The 17,443-nt window shown below is 66.7% G+C and carries 12 protein-coding genes and 2 pseudogenes; 10 read left to right on the top strand and 4 right to left on the bottom strand.

What is annotated here, in order from left to right; genetic code table 11:
- The first annotated feature begins 279 nt into the window (after positions 1–279).
- From FrCorBMG51_RS11680 to FrCorBMG51_RS11660, 5 genes are all read left to right on the top strand, one after another.
- Complete coding sequence (locus tag FrCorBMG51_RS11680) at positions 280–1,554, top strand: GNAT family N-acetyltransferase (RefSeq protein ID WP_047223096.1); 1,275 nt, start codon at positions 280–282, stop codon at positions 1,552–1,554.
- A gap of 585 nt (positions 1,555–2,139) precedes the next feature.
- Entirely contained in the window at positions 2,140–3,243 is a 1,104-nt protein-coding gene (locus FrCorBMG51_RS11675) for a PP2C family protein-serine/threonine phosphatase (RefSeq protein ID WP_338052735.1), read from the top strand.
- A gap of 574 nt (positions 3,244–3,817) precedes the next feature.
- Positions 3,818–5,152 (top strand): ATP-dependent 6-phosphofructokinase, encoded by a 1,335-nt coding sequence (locus tag FrCorBMG51_RS11670; protein ID WP_047223095.1) that lies wholly within the window; start codon positions 3,818–3,820, stop codon positions 5,150–5,152.
- Positions 5,153–5,404: 252 nt separating this feature from the next.
- A complete protein-coding gene (locus tag FrCorBMG51_RS11665; RefSeq protein ID WP_047223094.1) occupies positions 5,405–5,629 on the top strand; it encodes an FmdB family zinc ribbon protein in 225 nt (74 codons plus the stop codon).
- 177 nt (positions 5,630–5,806) lie between these two features.
- Positions 5,807–7,687: an MFS transporter gene (locus FrCorBMG51_RS11660; RefSeq protein ID WP_052914590.1), complete on the top strand. Its 1,881-nt coding sequence runs from the start codon at positions 5,807–5,809 to the stop codon at positions 7,685–7,687.
- Between the two features lie 81 nt (positions 7,688–7,768).
- Here the strand turns inward: FrCorBMG51_RS11660 and FrCorBMG51_RS11655 are convergent, their stop codons facing one another.
- Positions 7,769–8,671: an alpha/beta fold hydrolase gene (locus tag FrCorBMG51_RS11655; RefSeq protein WP_047223093.1), complete on the bottom strand. Its 903-nt coding sequence runs from the start codon at positions 8,669–8,671 to the stop codon at positions 7,769–7,771.
- A 534-nt stretch (positions 8,672–9,205) separates the two neighbouring features.
- Positions 9,206–9,625, bottom strand: a complete 420-nt coding sequence (locus FrCorBMG51_RS11650) for a hypothetical protein (protein ID WP_047223092.1) — start codon at positions 9,623–9,625, stop codon at positions 9,206–9,208.
- 1,110 nt (positions 9,626–10,735) lie between these two features.
- Here FrCorBMG51_RS11650 and FrCorBMG51_RS11645 point away from each other — a divergent pair.
- The 4 genes from FrCorBMG51_RS11645 to FrCorBMG51_RS11630 all read left to right on the top strand — a co-directional run bounded on the left by FrCorBMG51_RS11645 (position 10,736) and on the right by FrCorBMG51_RS11630 (position 15,157).
- The gene (locus FrCorBMG51_RS11645) at positions 10,736–11,866 is read left to right on the top strand and encodes a DegT/DnrJ/EryC1/StrS family aminotransferase (protein WP_047223128.1); all 1,131 of its coding nucleotides are present in this window, start codon (positions 10,736–10,738) and stop codon (positions 11,864–11,866) included.
- Between the two features lie 84 nt (positions 11,867–11,950).
- Entirely contained in the window at positions 11,951–12,946 is a 996-nt protein-coding gene (locus FrCorBMG51_RS11640) for an NAD-dependent epimerase/dehydratase family protein (RefSeq protein WP_047223127.1), read from the top strand.
- Between the two features lie 3 nt (positions 12,947–12,949).
- Positions 12,950–14,119 carry an MGDG synthase family glycosyltransferase gene (locus tag FrCorBMG51_RS11635; RefSeq protein WP_047223091.1) on the top strand — a complete coding sequence of 390 codons (1,170 nt, stop codon included), beginning with the start codon at positions 12,950–12,952 and terminating at the stop codon, positions 14,117–14,119.
- Between the two features lie 114 nt (positions 14,120–14,233).
- On the top strand, positions 14,234–15,157 hold the full coding sequence (locus FrCorBMG51_RS11630) for a DMT family transporter (protein WP_047223090.1): 924 nt from the start codon (positions 14,234–14,236) through the stop codon (positions 15,155–15,157).
- Between the two features lie 382 nt (positions 15,158–15,539).
- Here FrCorBMG51_RS11630 and FrCorBMG51_RS29565 read toward each other — a convergent pair whose 3' ends face one another.
- Together FrCorBMG51_RS29565 and FrCorBMG51_RS31100 are read right to left on the bottom strand one after the other, a co-directional pair.
- Positions 15,540–15,698, bottom strand: coding sequence for a hypothetical protein (locus FrCorBMG51_RS29565; RefSeq protein WP_013875315.1), 159 nt, complete (start codon positions 15,696–15,698; stop codon positions 15,540–15,542).
- A gap of 714 nt (positions 15,699–16,412) precedes the next feature.
- A pseudogene (locus FrCorBMG51_RS31100) lies at positions 16,413–16,484 on the bottom strand (hypothetical protein); the annotation flags it as partial.
- 649 nt (positions 16,485–17,133) lie between these two features.
- On the opposite strand from FrCorBMG51_RS31100, the pseudogene FrCorBMG51_RS31095 reads away from it, so the two are divergent.
- Positions 17,134–17,443 (top strand): annotated as a pseudogene (locus tag FrCorBMG51_RS31095) (putative protein N(5)-glutamine methyltransferase); the annotation flags it as partial.

Genomic DNA, 17,443 nt, shown 5'->3' with positions numbered 1-17,443 from the left:
CCCGCCCCGGCCGGTGAAGTCGACCAGCTCACCAGATCGGATACCACTGTTTTCTCGCTCCGCCCGTGACCCCGGAGGAGAACATGGCGGGGTGGTGATCCGATTCCTTCGGAGCGCCCGCGGGCAGGATGTCACGAAATGACACTCCTGCCCGTGGGCGCTCCTCATCCTGCGTTGCGGGATTCTTGCCGCCGCCACGAGTGGCCGCCCGAGTGTAAACGACGCGACAGGTAATCTAACCTACTTGCGCACGAGTGACACGAGTGAAGGGAGCCGGCTGTGACGAACTGGCACGTGCGGTCCTACGACACCAACGATCACACTGCGACGGTCCATTTGCTTGAGGAGGTCAGAGCTGACGCGGAAGGACCATCCTTTGACCTGACCGACACGGTTCTCGCGCTGCGGGAGGGCACCCCCGCGGTTGTCGCCGTCACACCTGACCAGTTCGTGGGCGTCGCGGTCGCGAAATACGAGCGCGGACACGCCCAGGTGATTGCGCTGGCAATTTCGCCGGCCTGGCGCTACCGGGGAATCGGATCCGCCCTCCTACAGGCGCTGGAGAACCAGTTGCTGCATGCCGGACACCGTCGCATCACGACGCTGCTCGCGCCGGGACAGTTCGGTGAACTTGCCTTCCGCAACCGGGGATTCGCCAGGACCGGGCTCACGCTCTACGAGAAGTACGAACCGCTGCGGCCGGTGGACGTCACGACCGTGGAACGCTGGGGCGGCACCCTGCTCACCGCGGCCGAATGGCACGGGCTGGCCGGTATGGCCGACGGCAAGAGGCTGGTGGAACAACGCCTGTTGCTGCCCATCAAGGAAAACGAACTGGCCGAGACGTACGGGCTCGTCACCCCGACGGCCATGCTCCTGTTCGGGCCACCGGGCACCGGTAAGACGTCGTTCGCCCGGGCGGTGGCGGCCCGTCTGGAGTGGCCGTTCGTGGAGCTGCTGCCGTCCCGACTGGTCGCGGCGGGCGACGGCAACCTCGCCGCCGAACTGCGCACGGCCATCACCGAGCTCATGCAGGTCGAGCGGGTGGTGGTCTTCATCGACGAGGTCGACGAGATCGCCCAGGCCAGGGACGCCGTCGGGCCGGAGAGCCAGTCCGTGGTCAACGAGCTGCTGAAGGCGATCCCCCAGTTCCGCAGCACCCCGGGGCGTCTGCTGATCTGCGCAACGAACTCGATCGCGGCGCTCGATCCGGCCTTCGTCCGCCCGGGTCGTTTCGATCTCATTCTCCCGGTCGGACCGCCGGACGCGCCCGGGCGCCGCCTGCTGCTAGACCGCTTCCTCGAACGGATCGACAACAAGCAGGTCGACACCGAACCGGTGGTCGCGGCGACGGAGCTGTTCACGCCGGCCGACCTCGCCGCCATGGTCCAGCGGGCGGTGGCGGCGGCCTTCCTCCGCGCGGTCGACAAGGGGGAGCGGCTGCCGGTGACCACCGACGACCTGCTCGCCGCGGCCCGCTCGTCACGGCCCACCATCAGCGCGGAGGAGCTCGAGCGCTTCCGCGCCGACGCGAAGATCTTTACTCGTAGCTGAAGCAGCGTCTGCCTCCACACCGTGTTCCCCCCTCCCCACGGACGTTCTGTCTGAGCTTCCAGAGCTGCTGAGCGCGCGAGAGAAATCATGATCGCGTGCTCGGTGGTCGACTACTGTCGATCTTTCTTTGAGGCCGTCTCCGGCGACAGACGTAGGTGCGTTCACCCCGCTGGTCGTCCGGCCGTCGGCCCTATGCGGATCGGGAAACTGCGACGATCCGCGGGGTGGCGGCCGGCGCCAGTCCGGGCCCGTTGCCGGTGGCGGGCGGGTATCGGCCGTCTGTCGGGTTCACATCATTCGTCTGCATTGCCACCGATGGTGCACAGTTGATGTTCCCGTGTCTACTGCGATCCAGCAGTGTTGTGTTGGGCATGTCTTGTTGACGACTGCAAACTGTAGCGCGAGCGTCGATGATCGCCCGTACGTGGCCGGATCATGGTGGTGTCGTCGCTCGTCCGGCGGCGGGTGACGGGGTGCGATCCTGCCCGCATCCCTGCCGCGTGGCGCGGCCCGCTCGTGGTCGTATCGTGGTGATCGGCGTTTCCTTGTTCGTTGGTTGTGGTCATGATGGGGACAGTGCGGACAGTGCGGACAGACGGAAACGCGGTCGCGACGACCGACAGCGGCCCGCTGGGCCTGTTGGGCCTGCTGGTCGTGCTGGTCGTCGCCGACATCGTCGTCCCGTGGAGCAACCTGACCGGCTTCTACGGGCTGGTGCCGCTGCTCGCCTCGGCCACCGGAGCGCCGGTCGTCACCGTGATCGTGGGGCTGGTAGCGGTGGCCGCGAGCGTGGTGTCAGGAGCCTGGGAGGACTTCGGTAGCGGGCAGTACGTCGCAGCCTGTGTCCTGGTCGCCATCCAGGCCGGCGTCGCCGGCTACGTCGCGGTGACGCGGCTGCGCAGGGAGAAGGAGCTGGGACGTGCCCTCGCCGTGGCCGACGTGGCCCAGCGGGCGCTGCTGCCAGCCGTCCCCAGGGCTGTCGACGGGATCGCGTTCGCCGCTCGCTACCTTTCCGCGGCGGCCGAGACCCTGGTCGGAGGTGACCTGTACGAGGTGGTGACGACACCCACCGGCACCCGAATGATCATCGGGGACGTGAAGGGCAAGGGGCTGCCGGCGGTCCGGCTGACCACGGTCGTCCTCGGCGCCTTCCGGGAGGCCGCCGTCATCTACCCCGAGATCGAACGGGTCGCCGAGGCCTGCGCCAGGGCGGTCTCTCGGGAGGCGGGGCCCGAGGATTTCGTCACCGCCCTGATCGTCGATGTCCATCCGGACGGGATGCTGCGAATGATCTCGGCTGGGCACCCGCCGCCCGTGCTCCTGTCCGGGGACTCCGCCAGCCCGATACAGATCATCGACCCCAGCCCCCCGCTCGGTATCGCCGAGCAGTTCACGGCGACCACCGGCCGGTGGGATCCCGGTGACCGGTTGCTGCTGTTCACCGACGGCCTGATCGAGGCGCGTAACAGCGAGCGGGCCTTCTTCCGCCTGGACGACCACCTTGCCGCGCTCACAGCCGTCACTCTCGACGCCGCGCTGGACGGGCTCGTCTCCCACGTGCACGGTCACGTCGGTGGCAACCTGCACGACGACCTCGCCCTGCTCATCGCCGAGCGTCTGCCCGCGCTGACCGCCCGGCCGGTCGAACGTGTCGGGACCCCGCACGACCGGACCGCCGGACTGGTGTAAGCGGGTAACTGACGTAGGTGAGCGGGTACGGGCGGGCGTGCCCCGCGGTGACGGCGGCTGCGGAACCCGGCGGTCCAGGTCATCCGCTGGCACGCCTTTTGTCTTTTTTGTCACTTCCTGTTTCGTGCGTCGTTAGTCATCTCACTCCTGTCCCGTGTGGGCACCGTCGCCGAGGCGGCCTGGCTGTGGGCGGGCGCTGACCGCGACCTGCCGCCGGGCTGCCGACGGTTGCCGGCAGCCCGGCGGCAGCCGTCGGCAGTTGGCCCGGGTACCGTTCCCACGTGTATCCGTCCGGTAAAGAGCGGGTTTCATCCGCCGTCCGTTGTTACGTGGTTTGTGGTCTCCCGTATCGGCATCGGGAGTTCGGCCGGTACGCTTCGAGGTGAGTGGGCGAGAAAGGAGATTTGACAATCGTGGTGCGTCTCACTCGAGAATATCTGCTTTGTGTCGGAAATTCGGCTGGCGTACCGGCTGCTTTGTCGGCCGGTCGGCCGCCGGCAAACCAGCCGGTACGCGGGGGCTTGGTCCCGGGGCTGCCGGGGACGTGTTACCGGTCGCCGAGGGTGTGTTACTGATGGACGATGTCCCGGATGCTTCGGTCAGAGTGCTGGGGCCCTGTCGGATCGCGTCGCCGCTGGCACCGCTGATCGACGACAAGCGGACGACCCAGCACTACGTCGACGAGGACGATCGCGTACTGCTCGACGACACGCTGTCGATGGTTACTCAGCGCAACGTTTCGCTGGACAGTCTGCCCGGCTTCGAGCCGGCAGGGCCGCGACGGAAGATTTTTTTCGACCCGTCGAAGACCCGGGTCGGAATCGTGACCTGCGGGGGCCTCTGCCCCGGCCTCAACGACGTCATCCGAGGCCTGGTACTGGAGCTGACGTCCCACTACGGCGTCACCCGGATCTTCGGTTTCCGCAACGGTTACCAGGGGTTCATCGCCCGGTACGCCCACAGCGTGCTGGACCTGACCCCCGAGCTCGTCAGCACCATCAACGAGAACGGAGGAACGATCCTCGGCACGTCCCGAGGCCAGCAGGACCCGGAGGAGATCGTCGACTGCCTGGAGCGGATGAGCATCACCATCCTGTTCGTGGTCGGCGGCGACGGCTCGCTGCGCGGCGCGCTTGAAATCGGCCGGGTCGCCCGTGAACGCGGAGACAAGATTGCCGTTGTCGGCGTGCCGAAGACGATTGACAACGACGTGCCGTACATCGACCAGAGTTTTGGCTTCCAGACCGCCTTCTCGAAGGCGTCCGAATCGATCCGGGCGGCGCACGTCGAGGCGATGTCGTCGCCCAACGGTATCGGGGTCGTCAAACTCATGGGCCGACACTCGGGTTTTCTGGCATGTTACGCGTCCCTGGCGAACAGCGACGCGGACGTCGTGCTCGTCCCCGAGGTGCCCTTCACCTTCGATGGCGGGGGCGGTCTCCTGCGCTTCCTGCACAGGCGCGTCGAGGAACGGGGGCACGCGGTCGTCGTCGTGGCGGAAGGCGCCGGCCAGGACCTCCTCGCCCGGGAGGATGCCGGCACGCCCCAGGGCAGCGACGCCTCGGGCAACGTGAAGCTGCGGGACGTGGGCAAGCTCCTCACCCAGCGGATCACGGACCACTTCACCGCCGTGAACATGGAGGTCAACCTCAAGTACATCGACCCGAGCTATGTGATCCGCAGCGTGCCGGCCAACCCCTATGACAGCGTGTACTGCATCCGGCTTTCGCACGCCGCGGTGCACGCGGCGATGTCCGGCCGCACCGAAGTGATCGTCGGACGGTGGCGCCGCCGGTTCGTGCACGTCCCGATCACGATGGCCATCAGCCACCGCAGCCAGGTCGATCCGGCCGGTGACCTCTGGCTGTCGGTTCTGGAGGCGACCGGCCAGCCGGTTCAGTTCCGCTGATCCACGGCGACCGGCCCGTCCGAAGATGACTCCGGGCGGGAACGGTCCGAGAAGATGACGCCGGGCGAGAGCTCCAGGTACCCGGTCGCCCGGACGGCCAGGAAACCGGGCCTCCGGCAGCGCGAGGATCCGCGAGGAGCACCGTCGCGCTGCCCGCGGCCCGGACAGGCGGCCAGGGAGGCGTGCGGGTGCGCCGTGATCGCGATGACGGTGATCCGTCATCGCGAGGGTCGACCGGCGTAAAATCGGTCCGTGCCTGCGTACCAGTACCGTTGCCGTGCGTGCGACACCAGTTTCGAGGTGCGACGCGGCATCAGCGAACCGGCCGCCGTCAACAATCCGTGCCCGGACGGTCATATCGACACCACCCGGGTGTTCACCGCCGTCGCCGTCAGCCGTGGGGGGTCGGCGTCGGCCTCGCCTGTGCCCGTTCCGTCAGGCGGCGGCGCCTGCTGTGGCGGCGCCTGCTGCGGTTGACCATCGGATGGTACCAGGAGAGATTCCGTTGTGTATGTGATGTGAAATTATTGCCGTAACTCCGACGTCTGCCTCTTGATCGGATTTTTCCGTCTTCCTTGATGAGCGGAACTTGTTTAGTCTTACTAAGCAAGTTTTCGATGCGAAGCATCGTCGACGTTCGAGGAGGGGCGCCAGGTGCGGGACGCGGATCATGCAGAGCCGGACGCGGCGGACGATCGCGACGCGGCGCGACCGTCCGCTGTGGTTGACGAATCCGCCGCACCGGGCCGGCACTACAAGTGGATTGCGCTGTCCAACACCACGTTGGGCATCCTCATGGCCACGATCAACTCCTCGATCGTCCTGATCGCTCTGCCGGACATCTTCCGCGGAATCAACATCAACCCGCTGGAGCCGGGTAACACCAGCTATCTGCTGTGGATGATGTTGGGCTTCCTGATCGTCACAGCCGTCCTGGTCGTGACCTTCGGGCGTCTTGGGGACATGTACGGACGCGTCCGCATGTACAACATGGGTTTCGCGATTTTCTCCGTTTCCTCCGTTCTGCTGGCCCTCACCTGGATGGATGGCAGTGCGGCGGCCCTGTGGCTCATCGGCTGGCGGATCGTGCAGGGTGTGGGCGGGGCGTTCATCTTCGCCAACTCCACCGCGATCCTCACCGACGCCTTCCCCGTCCAACAGCGTGGGCTGGCGCTGGGCATCAACGTGGTGTCCGGTATCGCCGGCACGTTCATCGGGCTCCTGCTCGGCGGTGTGCTCGCCCCCGTCAACTGGCACTACGTCTTCCTGGTGTCGGTGCCGTTCGGCGTGTTCGGGACCTTCTGGGCCTACGCCAAACTCCGGGACAACGGGGTGCGGCAACGCACCTCGATGGACTGGTGGGGAAACGCGACGTTCGCCAGCGGGCTGATCATACTGCTGGTCGGGATCACCTACGGCATCCAGCCCTACAGCGGGCACACGATGGGCTGGACCAACCCCTGGGTGCTCAGCGCGATGATCGGTGGCCTGGCGATCCTGGTCGCCTTCGCGATCATCGAGTCGAAGATCAGAGAACCCCTGTTCGACGTGCGACTGTTCCGCATCCGCTCGTTCACCGCCGGCAACATCGCCTCCCTGCTGGCATCGCTTGGACGCGGTGGGCTGCAGTTCGTGCTCATCATCTGGCTCCAGGGGATCTGGCTGCCGCAGCACGGCTACAGCTTTACCGAGACGCCGCTGTGGGCGGGTATCTACATGATCCCGTTGACGATCGGGTTCCTGCTGGCCGCGCCGGTGGCGGGGGCGCTCTCCGACCGGTTCGGCGCCCGTATCTTCACGGTCGGTGGCCTTGTCATCGTCATCGCCAGTTTCGTGCTGTTCATGGTCATACCGGTGAACTTCTCCTACCTGCCGTTCGCGCTGATTCTGTTCATCAACGGCATCGGTACCGGCCTGTTCTCCTCGCCGAACCGTGCCGACGTCATGAACGGGCTGCCGGCGAACAAGCGAGGGGTCGGCGCCGGTATGACGGCGACCTTCCAGAACTCCGCCATCGTGCTGTCCATCGGTCTGGTCTTCACCCTCATCGTCGCCGGGCTCTCCCGTACCCTGCCGGCGACCATGTTCAACGGCCTGCTGGCGCAGGGCGTACCGGACGCCACCGCGCGGACGGTGGCCGACCTCCCACCGATCGGCGTCCTGTTCTCGGCATTTCTCGGCTACAACCCGATGGAACAGCTGCTCACACCGCAGACACTGGCGGCGCTGCCGGACGGTGGTGCCCACGTGACCGGACACGCCTTTTTCCCGAATCTGATTTCCGGGCCGTTCGCGGACGGCCTTGCCGCCGTGTTCGTGTTCTCGATCACAACGCTGGTGATCGCCGCGATCGCGTCCTTCGTCGCTGGATCCGGCCAGCCGACGGCACCAGCATCGGGCACCGCGCCGGTGAACGCCGAACCGGTGGGCGTCGAGCCGGTGAGCGTGCGGCGGCGGCGGGGCGGGGAACCGGGAGCGGGCCTGATTTCCGGCCATCGTCTCGGAGAAGCGGAGTCGTCCGGATATACGGGGTGACGGCCCGGGGCCCAGGCCGCGCGATCGACCAGATTCCAGCTGGAACGGCCCAGAGCCCGCTCCAGCGTTTCCGCCGGGCGGCTACCCGATGTTCGTCCCGACCTTCGGGCGGGTCTGCGGGACCGAGTGCTGCCAGTCCGCGAGCAGCGTCCGGATACCGGTGACCAGCAGCAGCGGCTGGTCGAGCATGAGATGGTGTCCGGCGAGCGGGATCTCGATGACCGGCGCGACCCGGCCGAGCAGTTCGTACATCTCGGTGCCGATGTCCGGGGTGATCAGACCGTGTTCGGCCCGGAACAGCGCAACCCGACAACGCACCTCCTTGAGGATCTGCGGGGAGGGCCGGCGGCCGCGGAAGATCCCCGGATCGAACTTCCAGGTCCAGCCTCCCTCGACAGCGCCCATGGACGACCGCGCCACGTGGTTGACGACGTAGGGCAGCATGTTGGGCTGATCGGGCACGGCCCGGAAGCGGGCCAGCGCCTCGGTCACGGTCGGGTAGACCCGCAGCGGTCCGAACGCCGTACGCTCGCGGGCGGCTCTTTCCTCAGGGGTGACGTCGGCGACGGGGGCATCGAGGATAACGATCCCGCTGATCCGTTCCGGGTAGCTGGCAGCGGCCATGATCGACGCCCAGCCGCCCATGCTGTGGCCGATCACGATCGGGTTGCCGGCCAGGTGGGCGTGTTCGGCGACCCCGACTATCTCGGCAGCCCAGTTCTGGAGACTGTAGTCATCGCGGCGCCCACTGTCGCCATGGCCGGACATGTCGATGGCGACGACCCGGTATTCGTTGTCAATCAATGGCGCTATGTGATCCCACCAGCCGGCGTGCGCGGAGCCCCCGTGTACGAGGATGATTCCCGGCCGGTCCGGTTCCCCCCAGCATCGGTAACTGATCCGGCATCCCTCGACCTCCGTTACATACTGTTCGGGCCGCCGCTCGAGTGCGGTCCGGAACCAGCCGGGAGTTTCGATGTTCATGCTCTGTCTGCCATGTCGGTCTGCCGTTCCGGTTATGCGGTGCTGGACGGTGTCGTAATCCAGTCTGACCGGAATCCTGTCATCGGACGGACCAGGACGGTCCCGATGGCAGGAATCGTTGGATGTGCTCACCTGGTGTGACTGGCGGGGCGGCTGGGGCGGAGCTGACCGAAAGCCGGCGCCGATCCGGGATCCGGCCGAGTTCTCCCGGTTTGTGTTCGTCGATATCCGTACGGCACACCGGGGATGCTCTCATGGCTGAATAGCAGCCTTCCTGTGTTGGGTGCTGCATGGTGCTCCCATGCGATATGGGAGCACTGTCGAGCGATATGGTCCCATATTGTGTGGCCCGTCGACACGGGTCGGCCCACATGGCGGGGCAGTGTGTGGTGGCGGGTTCGCCTTACCACCAACGTCAATACCAACGCCAACCGGTACGCTGCGGAGCGCGGCGCCGATAGGACATCGCCGGCTGCCGGCTCCCAGTCGTCGGGCCGATGCGAACCGGTGACGCCCGACCGAGGCTGCCGCTGCTCACTCCCGGCTGGCCGCGACGAATGCCTGGACGGTCCCGGCCGAAAGGAGGCCGAGCGGCTGGCCGTCGTCCTCGACCGTGATGGTCGTCTCGGCCGTTATGCCACGCAGTGACCTGTTGACCGCATCGGTGAGAAAGTCGCGCCAGTCGAGGAAGATCTCAGGCTGGAAGGTGTCGATCATTTCCAGCAGTGGGCGGGCGGGATCGGAAAGCCTGTCGAGATCCCCGACAGTGACGATCGACGATCGAGCAAGATCTTTCTCCAGATGCACGAGACGGGCATACTGGACATTTGCGTCGCGCATTTCCCGAGCTGCCTCGCCGCCGGTCATCGTGTCCCGAAGTTCGATGCAGGGCTCCACCTTGTCAACGAGTTCCACGACACCGGCGAGGCTTCTGACGATCTTGTTCCGTGTCACCTTGTGGCTCCTTCGGACCGCTTCGCAAGCCGGGGATCCGCGGCATCCCGGGCCGGCGGTTCCAGCTTCCGGGCCTTTCTGGCCATTCAGTCCTCTCGGATCTGTCGGGCTTCAAAGATCTTCGTGATCTTCTGGATCTTCCGTGCCTGTCGCCGGGCTGTCGAGCGCCCGGGAAAAATGATCGTGTTGTTTTCGGTCCGTGGGAGATCCGCTGGCGGGTCAGGTTCGGCGCTGTCTCCGAGCGCCCCTTTATGTCCACTGTGTCCATTGATATCCCGATCGGACTCATATCCGTAACGGACGGTTCGCGGCGCTGTCACGGTACTGGGAGGGGACTCGAGACGGGACCAAAGTCCTGGCCGTTCCGGCTCCCCTTATGGGCGCCTTCCCGATAGTCTTGTTGTGCGTCCCGGCAGAGTGGTACATGATCTGCGTTCCCCCCGTACGTCAGATCATGTCTACCCTCTGCCGGGGCCTTTCATGCTGTCCGTGACCTGTCACCGTGCCTGGTCAGACCTGGTCGGCGACCATGCGGCGGGTGTGCCGGGCGCCGCTCGTCCACAGCGGCGATGCCCCTGGACGACCAGGCCCTGCGTCGACCTCACCGGCCTTGCCGGCCTTGCCCGCCCTGTGGACACACCTGGCGGTCGGGTACTTTCCCCGAAGATCGATATTGCTACCTGTTTATGGCGCGGTGACACGAGGTAGTCTCCGGTCGTCGGCGAGCCGTAAAATGCACCCGCCGACTGATCGCAAGACCATGGTTGCGTTGTTGTGATTCTGGCTCGCGGCCGTTGTGGCCGGTTTGTCGGATCGTCCAGGTGACTTGTCCCACTGTGGTCGGACGAGTATCTGTCGGATGGGTATTGGACGGCAATGAGATCTACTATTTAATGGATACGCCAAAACGTAAACCGGGTGCTCGGCGGTCATTCCTGGGCCGGGCGGGCGGCTCTCCGGTGGGTGGCCGTGAAAAGGATCAGGGGAGGATGTCCGAGAGCGGGATGATCCTGACGGCCACCCGGTGGGCGAACCGGTAGCGTCGCTGTCCACCGTGCCCGGACCGGCAGGTGGTGACTTGACAGGACGCGGGACTCTGAAGGGGTGCAGATGCAGGTTCCATCAGCGCGGATCGTCTTCCCGGAAGCCGATCGCGCGGAGATTGCGTCGTCGGTGTCGGGGATCCTGGCCAGTGGGGCGCTGACGCTCGGCGCGTATACGAGGGAGTTCGAGGCCGCGTTTGCCGCGGCCCACGACGCCCCTTTTGGCATTGCGGTCAGTAGCGGCACAGCGGCGCTTGAGATTATTCTCCGGGCGCTGGACGTGGCGGGTTCGGACGTCATTATACCCACGAACACCTTTGCGGCCACCGGTTTCGCCGCCCTGCGGGCCGGCGCGAACCTGGTTTTCGCGGACGTGGACCCCGGCACGTTCGCGCTCAGCGCGGCCACCGTGGCCGACGTGCTTACACCGAGTACCCGGGCGGTCATTCTGGTGCACATAGGCGGTCTGATCACTTCGGATGTCGACGCTATTCGGGCACTGTGTGACGAACGGGGCATTTTTCTGGTCGAGGACGCGGCGCACGCCCACGGAGTGAGCCATGACGGTCGCCCCGCGGGGTCCTTCGGCACGGCCGCGGCGTTCTCGTTCTACCCGACCAAGGTCATAACCAGCGGCGAGGGCGGGATGATACTCACCGCCGACGAACGCGTGCGGGACGAGGCGGTGATATTCCGGGACCAGGGGAAAGCCGGTTTTCTCGGCAACGTTCACATCAAACAGGGCTACGCCTGGCGGCTGAGTGAGCTGCATGCCGTGACCGGGCTGGTACACCTGCGCCGGTTGTCCGAATTCCTCGAGGTCCGCCGCCGGGTCGCCGCCCGGTACGACGCGGGACTCGACCGTATCGACGGGATCGAGCCGGTCCGGGTGCCGGCCGGCGGGTACAGCAACTTCTACAAATATCTGGCTCTGCCGCGTCCGGGCACTGATCGGGCCCGGCTGAAAAAGGAGCTCAAGGAGCGCCACGGCGTGTCGCTGTCGGGTGAGGTGTATGAGGCGCCGCTGCACCAGCAGCCGGCCTTCGCGTCGTATGCCGGCGGCAACCTGCCGGTCGCCGAGGATCTGTGTGCCCGTCACGTGTGTCTTCCGGTCCACTCGGACATGACCGAGGCCGAGGCGGATCACGTGCTTGCGTCGCTCGCGTCCGCTCTCGAGACCCTGGCGGTACAGCCCTGATCATGTGATCATCGCTCGTAACAGTTCTCGGGGCAATTTCATCGGGCGACCCGGCCCGCAACCGACAATTCTGGACTGATGACCATGCGTATAGCCGTCACCGGAGGCTCCGGGTTCATCGGAGCCCACGTAGCGGACCGGCTCGCCGATGCCGGCCATGACGTGATTGCACTCGACCTACAGACACACAGGGCAGATCCACGCGCTGATCACAGGGTGCTCGACGTTCTGGACCTGCCCGCTGTCACCAGCGCGTTCGCCGGCTGTGAGGTGGTTTTCCACCTCGCTGGCATGTCCAATGTCGACCATGCCTTCGCCGACCCGATCCGGACCGTGCGGCTCAACGTCGAGGGCACGGCGAACGTCTGTGAAGCGGCGCGTGTTGCCGGTGTGCGCCGGGTGCTGTTCGCCAGCACCGTCTGGGTCTACGGCGCGGCCGGCGGCGATCCGGACGACCCGCACCCGCTGACCGAGGACGTCGAGTTCGCGCTGGTTCGTGCCGGTCATGTCTACACCTCCACCAAAATTGCGGCGGAGCTGCTGCTCCACAGCTACCAGCAGACCTATGGTGTGGATTTCACGATTCTGCGCTACGGCATTCCCTACGGTCCCGGCATGCGGGACGAACTGGTCCTGGCCCGGTTTCTCCGGAAGGCACTCGACGGGGAACCGCTCACGATCGCCGGCGATGGCCAGCAGTTCCGCAACTATGTGTTCGTCCGTGATCTGGCCGACGCGCACGTACTCGCCCTGGCCGACTCCGCGCGTAATGCGACGATCGCGCTCGAAGGCGATGAACGGGTCAGCGTGCTGGCGATGGCACAGGCGGTCCGCGACCATGTCCCCGGCGTCCGGATCGAGCATGTTCCGGCGCGCCCGGGCGACTTCCGGGGGCGGCCGGTGTCGAACGCGGCGGCCGAAGCGCTGCTGGGCTGGCGTCCCACCACCCGGTTCGCCGACGGGGTCCGGCAGTATGTCGAGTGGTACCTGGCCGATCGGCGGCCCACCCGTGACCAGCTGGCCCCGATACCACCCCGCCAGGCGGCCGACGTGGTCGGCGTCCCGGCGTCGTCCGAGTAAGTCATGGCCGACGAGATGGCCGACGGTCCCACGGGTGGCCCGGTGGCGGTCCCGGCCCGGCAGCCCCAGCACGCTGGGAAGCGGGCGCTGCTGCTGTCGGGCTCGCTCGGGATGGGCCACGATGTCATGGCACAGGCCTGCGCACACTCGCTGACCCTGCGTGGGTTCTCCACCCGCACGCTGGACTCCCTGCGCATGATGGGTGGCCGTGCCGGTGCCATGGGGGAGGCCGTGTTCCGAGGAATGCTGGCCGTACCGGGCCTCTACGACGCGGTGCACTTTTCGCAGATGCGGCCGGGCGGCCCGTTGGCGCGGGTGATCGAGGCGACCGCGTCCCGGTTCCTTGTCCCCAGGCTGGCGTCGACGTTGCGCGAGCAGCCGGTCGAACTGCTTCTGTCGATCTTCGCGACCGGGGCCGCGGCGGCGAGTCGGATCAAGGCCGAGCATCCCGGCATGATCACAGCGGTGTTCTGTACGGATGTCTGCGTCCACCGGCTCTGGGTGCATGACAACACCGATCTGTACCTGGTCACCTCGGCCACGGCGGCGCGATTCGTCCGCCGGTTCCATCCCCAGGCGCGGATCGCCGTCGTCCCGACGCCGGTGCGTCAACCCTTCTACGACCCGCCGACGCAGGCCGCGGCCCGGGCCGCCCTCGGCATCCCCGCTGACGCGCGCTGCGTACTGCTGATGTCAGGCTCCTGGGGCCTCGGCCCGTTGGTCGCCGGTGCCCGGGCGTTGGCCGAGTCCGGCGTGTGGGTGATCGCGGTGGCCGGGCGCAACGCCTCGCTCGAGGCCCGGCTGCGGGGGCTGGCACGCACCCGTCAGCAGGTCATCCCGTTCGGTTTCACTGACCGTATTCCCGAACTGATGACAGCAAGTGATCTTGTGGTCACTTCGTCGGGGGACACCTGCAGCGAGGCCCGCGTGATCGGACGAGATCTCCTGCTGCTCGACGTCGTGCCCGGTCACGGCCGGGACAACCTCCAGCTCGAACTCGACCGGGGCCGGGCGGACGTGACCTCCGCGGACACCGCGTCCCTGCGCCGGTCAGTGCTTGCCGCGCTGGATCGCACCAAGCCGCCCTCGGTCCGCGTGGTCGGTACGCCGGACGCCTGGGAGCAGGCGTTCGGCGCCGCACTCAGCCAGGTCGAGCTGGGTAATGGCTGGTAGGACTGGTAAGAGACAGCCCGCGCGGGCGTGGTGCGGCAGCGGAGATGGGATGGTAGGGGACGTGGGACGCAGCGGTGGCACACGTACACACCCCGGCCGGATTCCGGGCGGCGCGTGAACAACGCGCTCGCCGTCGGCGCACCGATCGCGGTCGTGTCAGCGGCCTTCTACGGGATGGCTCCCATGATCCAGGCTGTCGCGGCGCGGCAGGCACCACCTGGTGGTGGGCTCGGGCTCGGGCTGTTGCTCCGTCTTACGGTGCGCCCGTTGTGGCTGCTCGGGCTCGCGGTCGAGGCCGGATCGTTCCTGTTGGAGGTGCTGGCCCTGTCGGTGGCCCCGGTGGCCCTTGTCGCGCCGCTGATGGCGGGCGACATGGTGGTCTTCGCGTTGCTGGCCCGACGGTTCCTCGGGGAGCGGATCAGCCGGGCCGGCTGGCGCGGGATGGCATCCATGGTCGCCGGAATCGCCCTGCTCACCTTTGCCTTCAGCCGCGGCGCCGAGGTCGGCGACCGGGCGAGCAACCATGACATGGGGCTGTTCCTGGCCTGCGGGCTGACGTTCACGGCTGTGGGCGCGTGGCTGGCGAACCGGGCGGGCAGAGGGGAGCGGATCGCCCAGGCAGCGCTGCTGTTCGGGCTGTCCGCGGGGGCCTGTTACGCGATCGCGACGTTGGCGACCCGTCAGATCGGCCTCTACCTGGACGATCATGAGCTGGCCCGTCTGCTGGCCACCCCGACCCCGTACGTTCTGATCCTTTTCTCCGTGCTTGCCCTGGGCCTGGAACAGCGGGGGCTGCAGGGGCAGGCTGCGGTGATCGCGTTTCCGGTGACCAGCGGGGTCTCGGCCTTCCTGCCGGTGATGCTCGGCCTGACCCTGTTCGGCGAGTCGGCGCCCGAAGGACCGCGGATGGTGGCCTTCGTCGCCTCCCTGCTGCTGGTCGCGGTCGGGATTTTCGGTCTTGGCAGGGACCGGGTGGCGACCAGTGCGCCCGAGCCGGAATCCCGGCCCGAGTCGCTGTCCGAACGATCACAGCGATGACCTGGAAGACCCCACCTGGTACAGCGGATCGCCGATGCCGTCCGCGGGACAGCCGCTGCCCACGTTCTTCACGAAACCGGATTTTTCATGAAAGCGTACTTCTCGTAAGGACAGCTCCGCGCGGAAACGATCTGTCGTCGGCGAACGCGGTGATCCAGGTGATTCGCTCTGCCGTTCTGCCGGACCGGCTGTCCGGAGGCGGGGCACGCCCGGACCAGCCGAGCGGATCCCGCATCGCTGGGATGCGCGGCGACAGGCGATACGGGAGAAGAACGAGACGGCCCTGATGGGTTCGTTCTTGTCCGACCTGCCGACGGATCGGCTCGGCTGAACCTGCTGACCGGGACCTGACCGGCTGGCGGTCGCGTGTACGACGGTCAGATCAGACGTGGAACCTTTCCATTGCCCTACGGACACGGGAGTTCGCCTGGGCAAAGCTGATCTTTCCGTCAACGTATGCGGCGAGGGCGGTGCGGCGCACCCGCTCGGCACGCGGATCCTCCAGCGGGGTGCTGAGCAGGTTAGTCGTGACAGTGGCCACGCTGATCACCTCCCGTTGCGCGGAAACAACAGCGACAAAAAGACCGTCTGACAGCGTCAGAGGTGCAATGGATCCAGGGAAGGGTTCGCGCTCCATGACGATCGTCGTTCGGAGCGCCGTGTGATCGCTTACCTACGTCCCGCCGACGCGTGATCGTGGCAACCAATCGGATCTGCAGGCCGGGCGGAAGGGAAGCCTGAGACGCCCCGACCCTGGGGCTTCCGCCCAGTCGATGGCGTTCATGGCACCTACGCTCCTCCACGGCAACAGCGGGTGTGGATACCCGCCAGCAGGGTCGGGATGACGTCTGCCCGCGTCCGTCGTCAAGACCAACGCTGGAAGAACCACAACCCGACCGGACAGCTACAAGAGTGCGCTGTTGTGGGCCCGATCGCAAGACCCTTTCTGTCAGGTCATCGATCTTATCCTGACAGCGACCATCGCGGTGGCTCGCCGGTCGGCCGCTGCCGGCCGGCGTTGCCGCGAACACGAAGGCCGCCTGGGCGTCGTGCCCTGGGCGGCCGGAGATTACGGCGGTCACACCTTTATATGATCATGCTCTTGCGCCTGGGACCCGGCAGCGGCCCCGGGATCCGGGCCTCGATCCCGGGTGGCCCGGTTCCCGGGGCCCGGGAAGCGAGGTCCGACGACGACGCGATCATGCTGTCCGCCGTGCCGCCGTCGATTGTCCGGATCCTTCAGCGTCCAGTTCTTTCAGCTTCGATGGAGCACCGCCTCGTCGAGAATGACCCACAGTCGGGGCGGGCTGTCGCCGGTCAACCGATTCTGCCGGTATGAATAGTTACAGAATCTTGAGGATGTGAGGAGATCTCACCGTGTTCGTTTCTGGCATGTTAATTGTGTCCTGATCGTTTGAACGGTGTTCCGGCTGGGTGCCGGTAAATGCGCGGCGGCGCGGGACCGGCGTCCTGTGTTTCATCCGGGTTCCTCCTGGCGGGGCCCGTAACGTCCGCTCGCCGTGAACCGGAGACGGACGAGGGCGTGCCTGCCCGGCGTGTCCCTGATCGGAGATCCGCGCCGGCCGTGCCAGGGGACTAATCCGTATTCGCCGGAGAGGGCCCGAGCGGCGCGGAACCGTATACGGCAGATTTGTTTTTTTGTCTGTCGGATCCCTGTCCGGCGTCGCGGGTCCGCTCAGGTAGTGTTGCTGTTCTCAGCAACGCAGGACGCGTCGAGGAGGTGAGTCCCATTCCCACGGTGTCAGGTCCCGCGGTGTCAGGTCCCATGACGTCAGGTCCGATGGCATCAGGTTCCACTGTGTCAGGCTGGGCGCTCCCACCTTACGGCCGTGTGATCCGACCGCACGGTGCGCTGGGGGCTCAGGCCTCCCGGCAGCACGAAAGAAACATGATCGTGCCGCTTTCGGCTCGCTAGGTGGCCAGGAGGGCGCCCTTCGGCATCCCGAAAGGTTCCCGTGTCGTTTTCTCCAGCACCTTCTCCAGCACCGTCGTCTCTGCCCGCCGTCGTTGCCAGGCTGCGGGCCGTCGGCTGTGTCTTCGCCGAGGATGAGGCGCGGCTGCTCTTTCGCGCGGCGCGGACCGAGGACGAGCTTGCCGCCATGGCGGATCGGCGGGCCGCCGGCCTGCCCCTTGAGCACATCCTTGGCTGGGCGTGGTTCTGCGGCCTGCGGATAGCCGTGGACCCCGGTGTCTTCGTGCCCCGACGCCGCACCGAGTTCCTCGTCCAGCAGGCTGTCGCTCTCGTCCGGCGGCTGGCCGCCGGCC

The organism is Protofrankia coriariae (assembly GCF_001017755.1).
GTDB classification, from domain to species: Bacteria; Actinomycetota; Actinomycetes; order Frankiales; family Frankiaceae; genus Protofrankia; species Protofrankia coriariae.
The sequence above is the reverse complement of the archived record's forward strand: the minus strand, read 5'-3'. Positions and strand labels throughout refer to the sequence as shown.

What these genes read in the sequence shown, in the direction of transcription:
- FrCorBMG51_RS11670 (WP_047223095.1), top strand. Translation starts at nt 3,818, where the DNA reads ATGGACGATGTCCCGGATGCTTCGGTCAGAGTGCTGGGGCCCTGTCGG.
- FrCorBMG51_RS11655 (WP_047223093.1), bottom strand. Translation starts at nt 8,671, where the DNA reads ATGAACATCGAAACTCCCGGCTGGTTCCGGACCGCACTCGAGCGGCGG.
- FrCorBMG51_RS11645 (WP_047223128.1), top strand. Translation starts at nt 10,736, where the DNA reads ATGCAGGTTCCATCAGCGCGGATCGTCTTCCCGGAAGCCGATCGCGCG.
- FrCorBMG51_RS11640 (WP_047223127.1), top strand. Translation starts at nt 11,951, where the DNA reads ATGCGTATAGCCGTCACCGGAGGCTCCGGGTTCATCGGAGCCCACGTA.
- FrCorBMG51_RS11635 (WP_047223091.1), top strand. Translation starts at nt 12,950, where the DNA reads ATGGCCGACGAGATGGCCGACGGTCCCACGGGTGGCCCGGTGGCGGTC.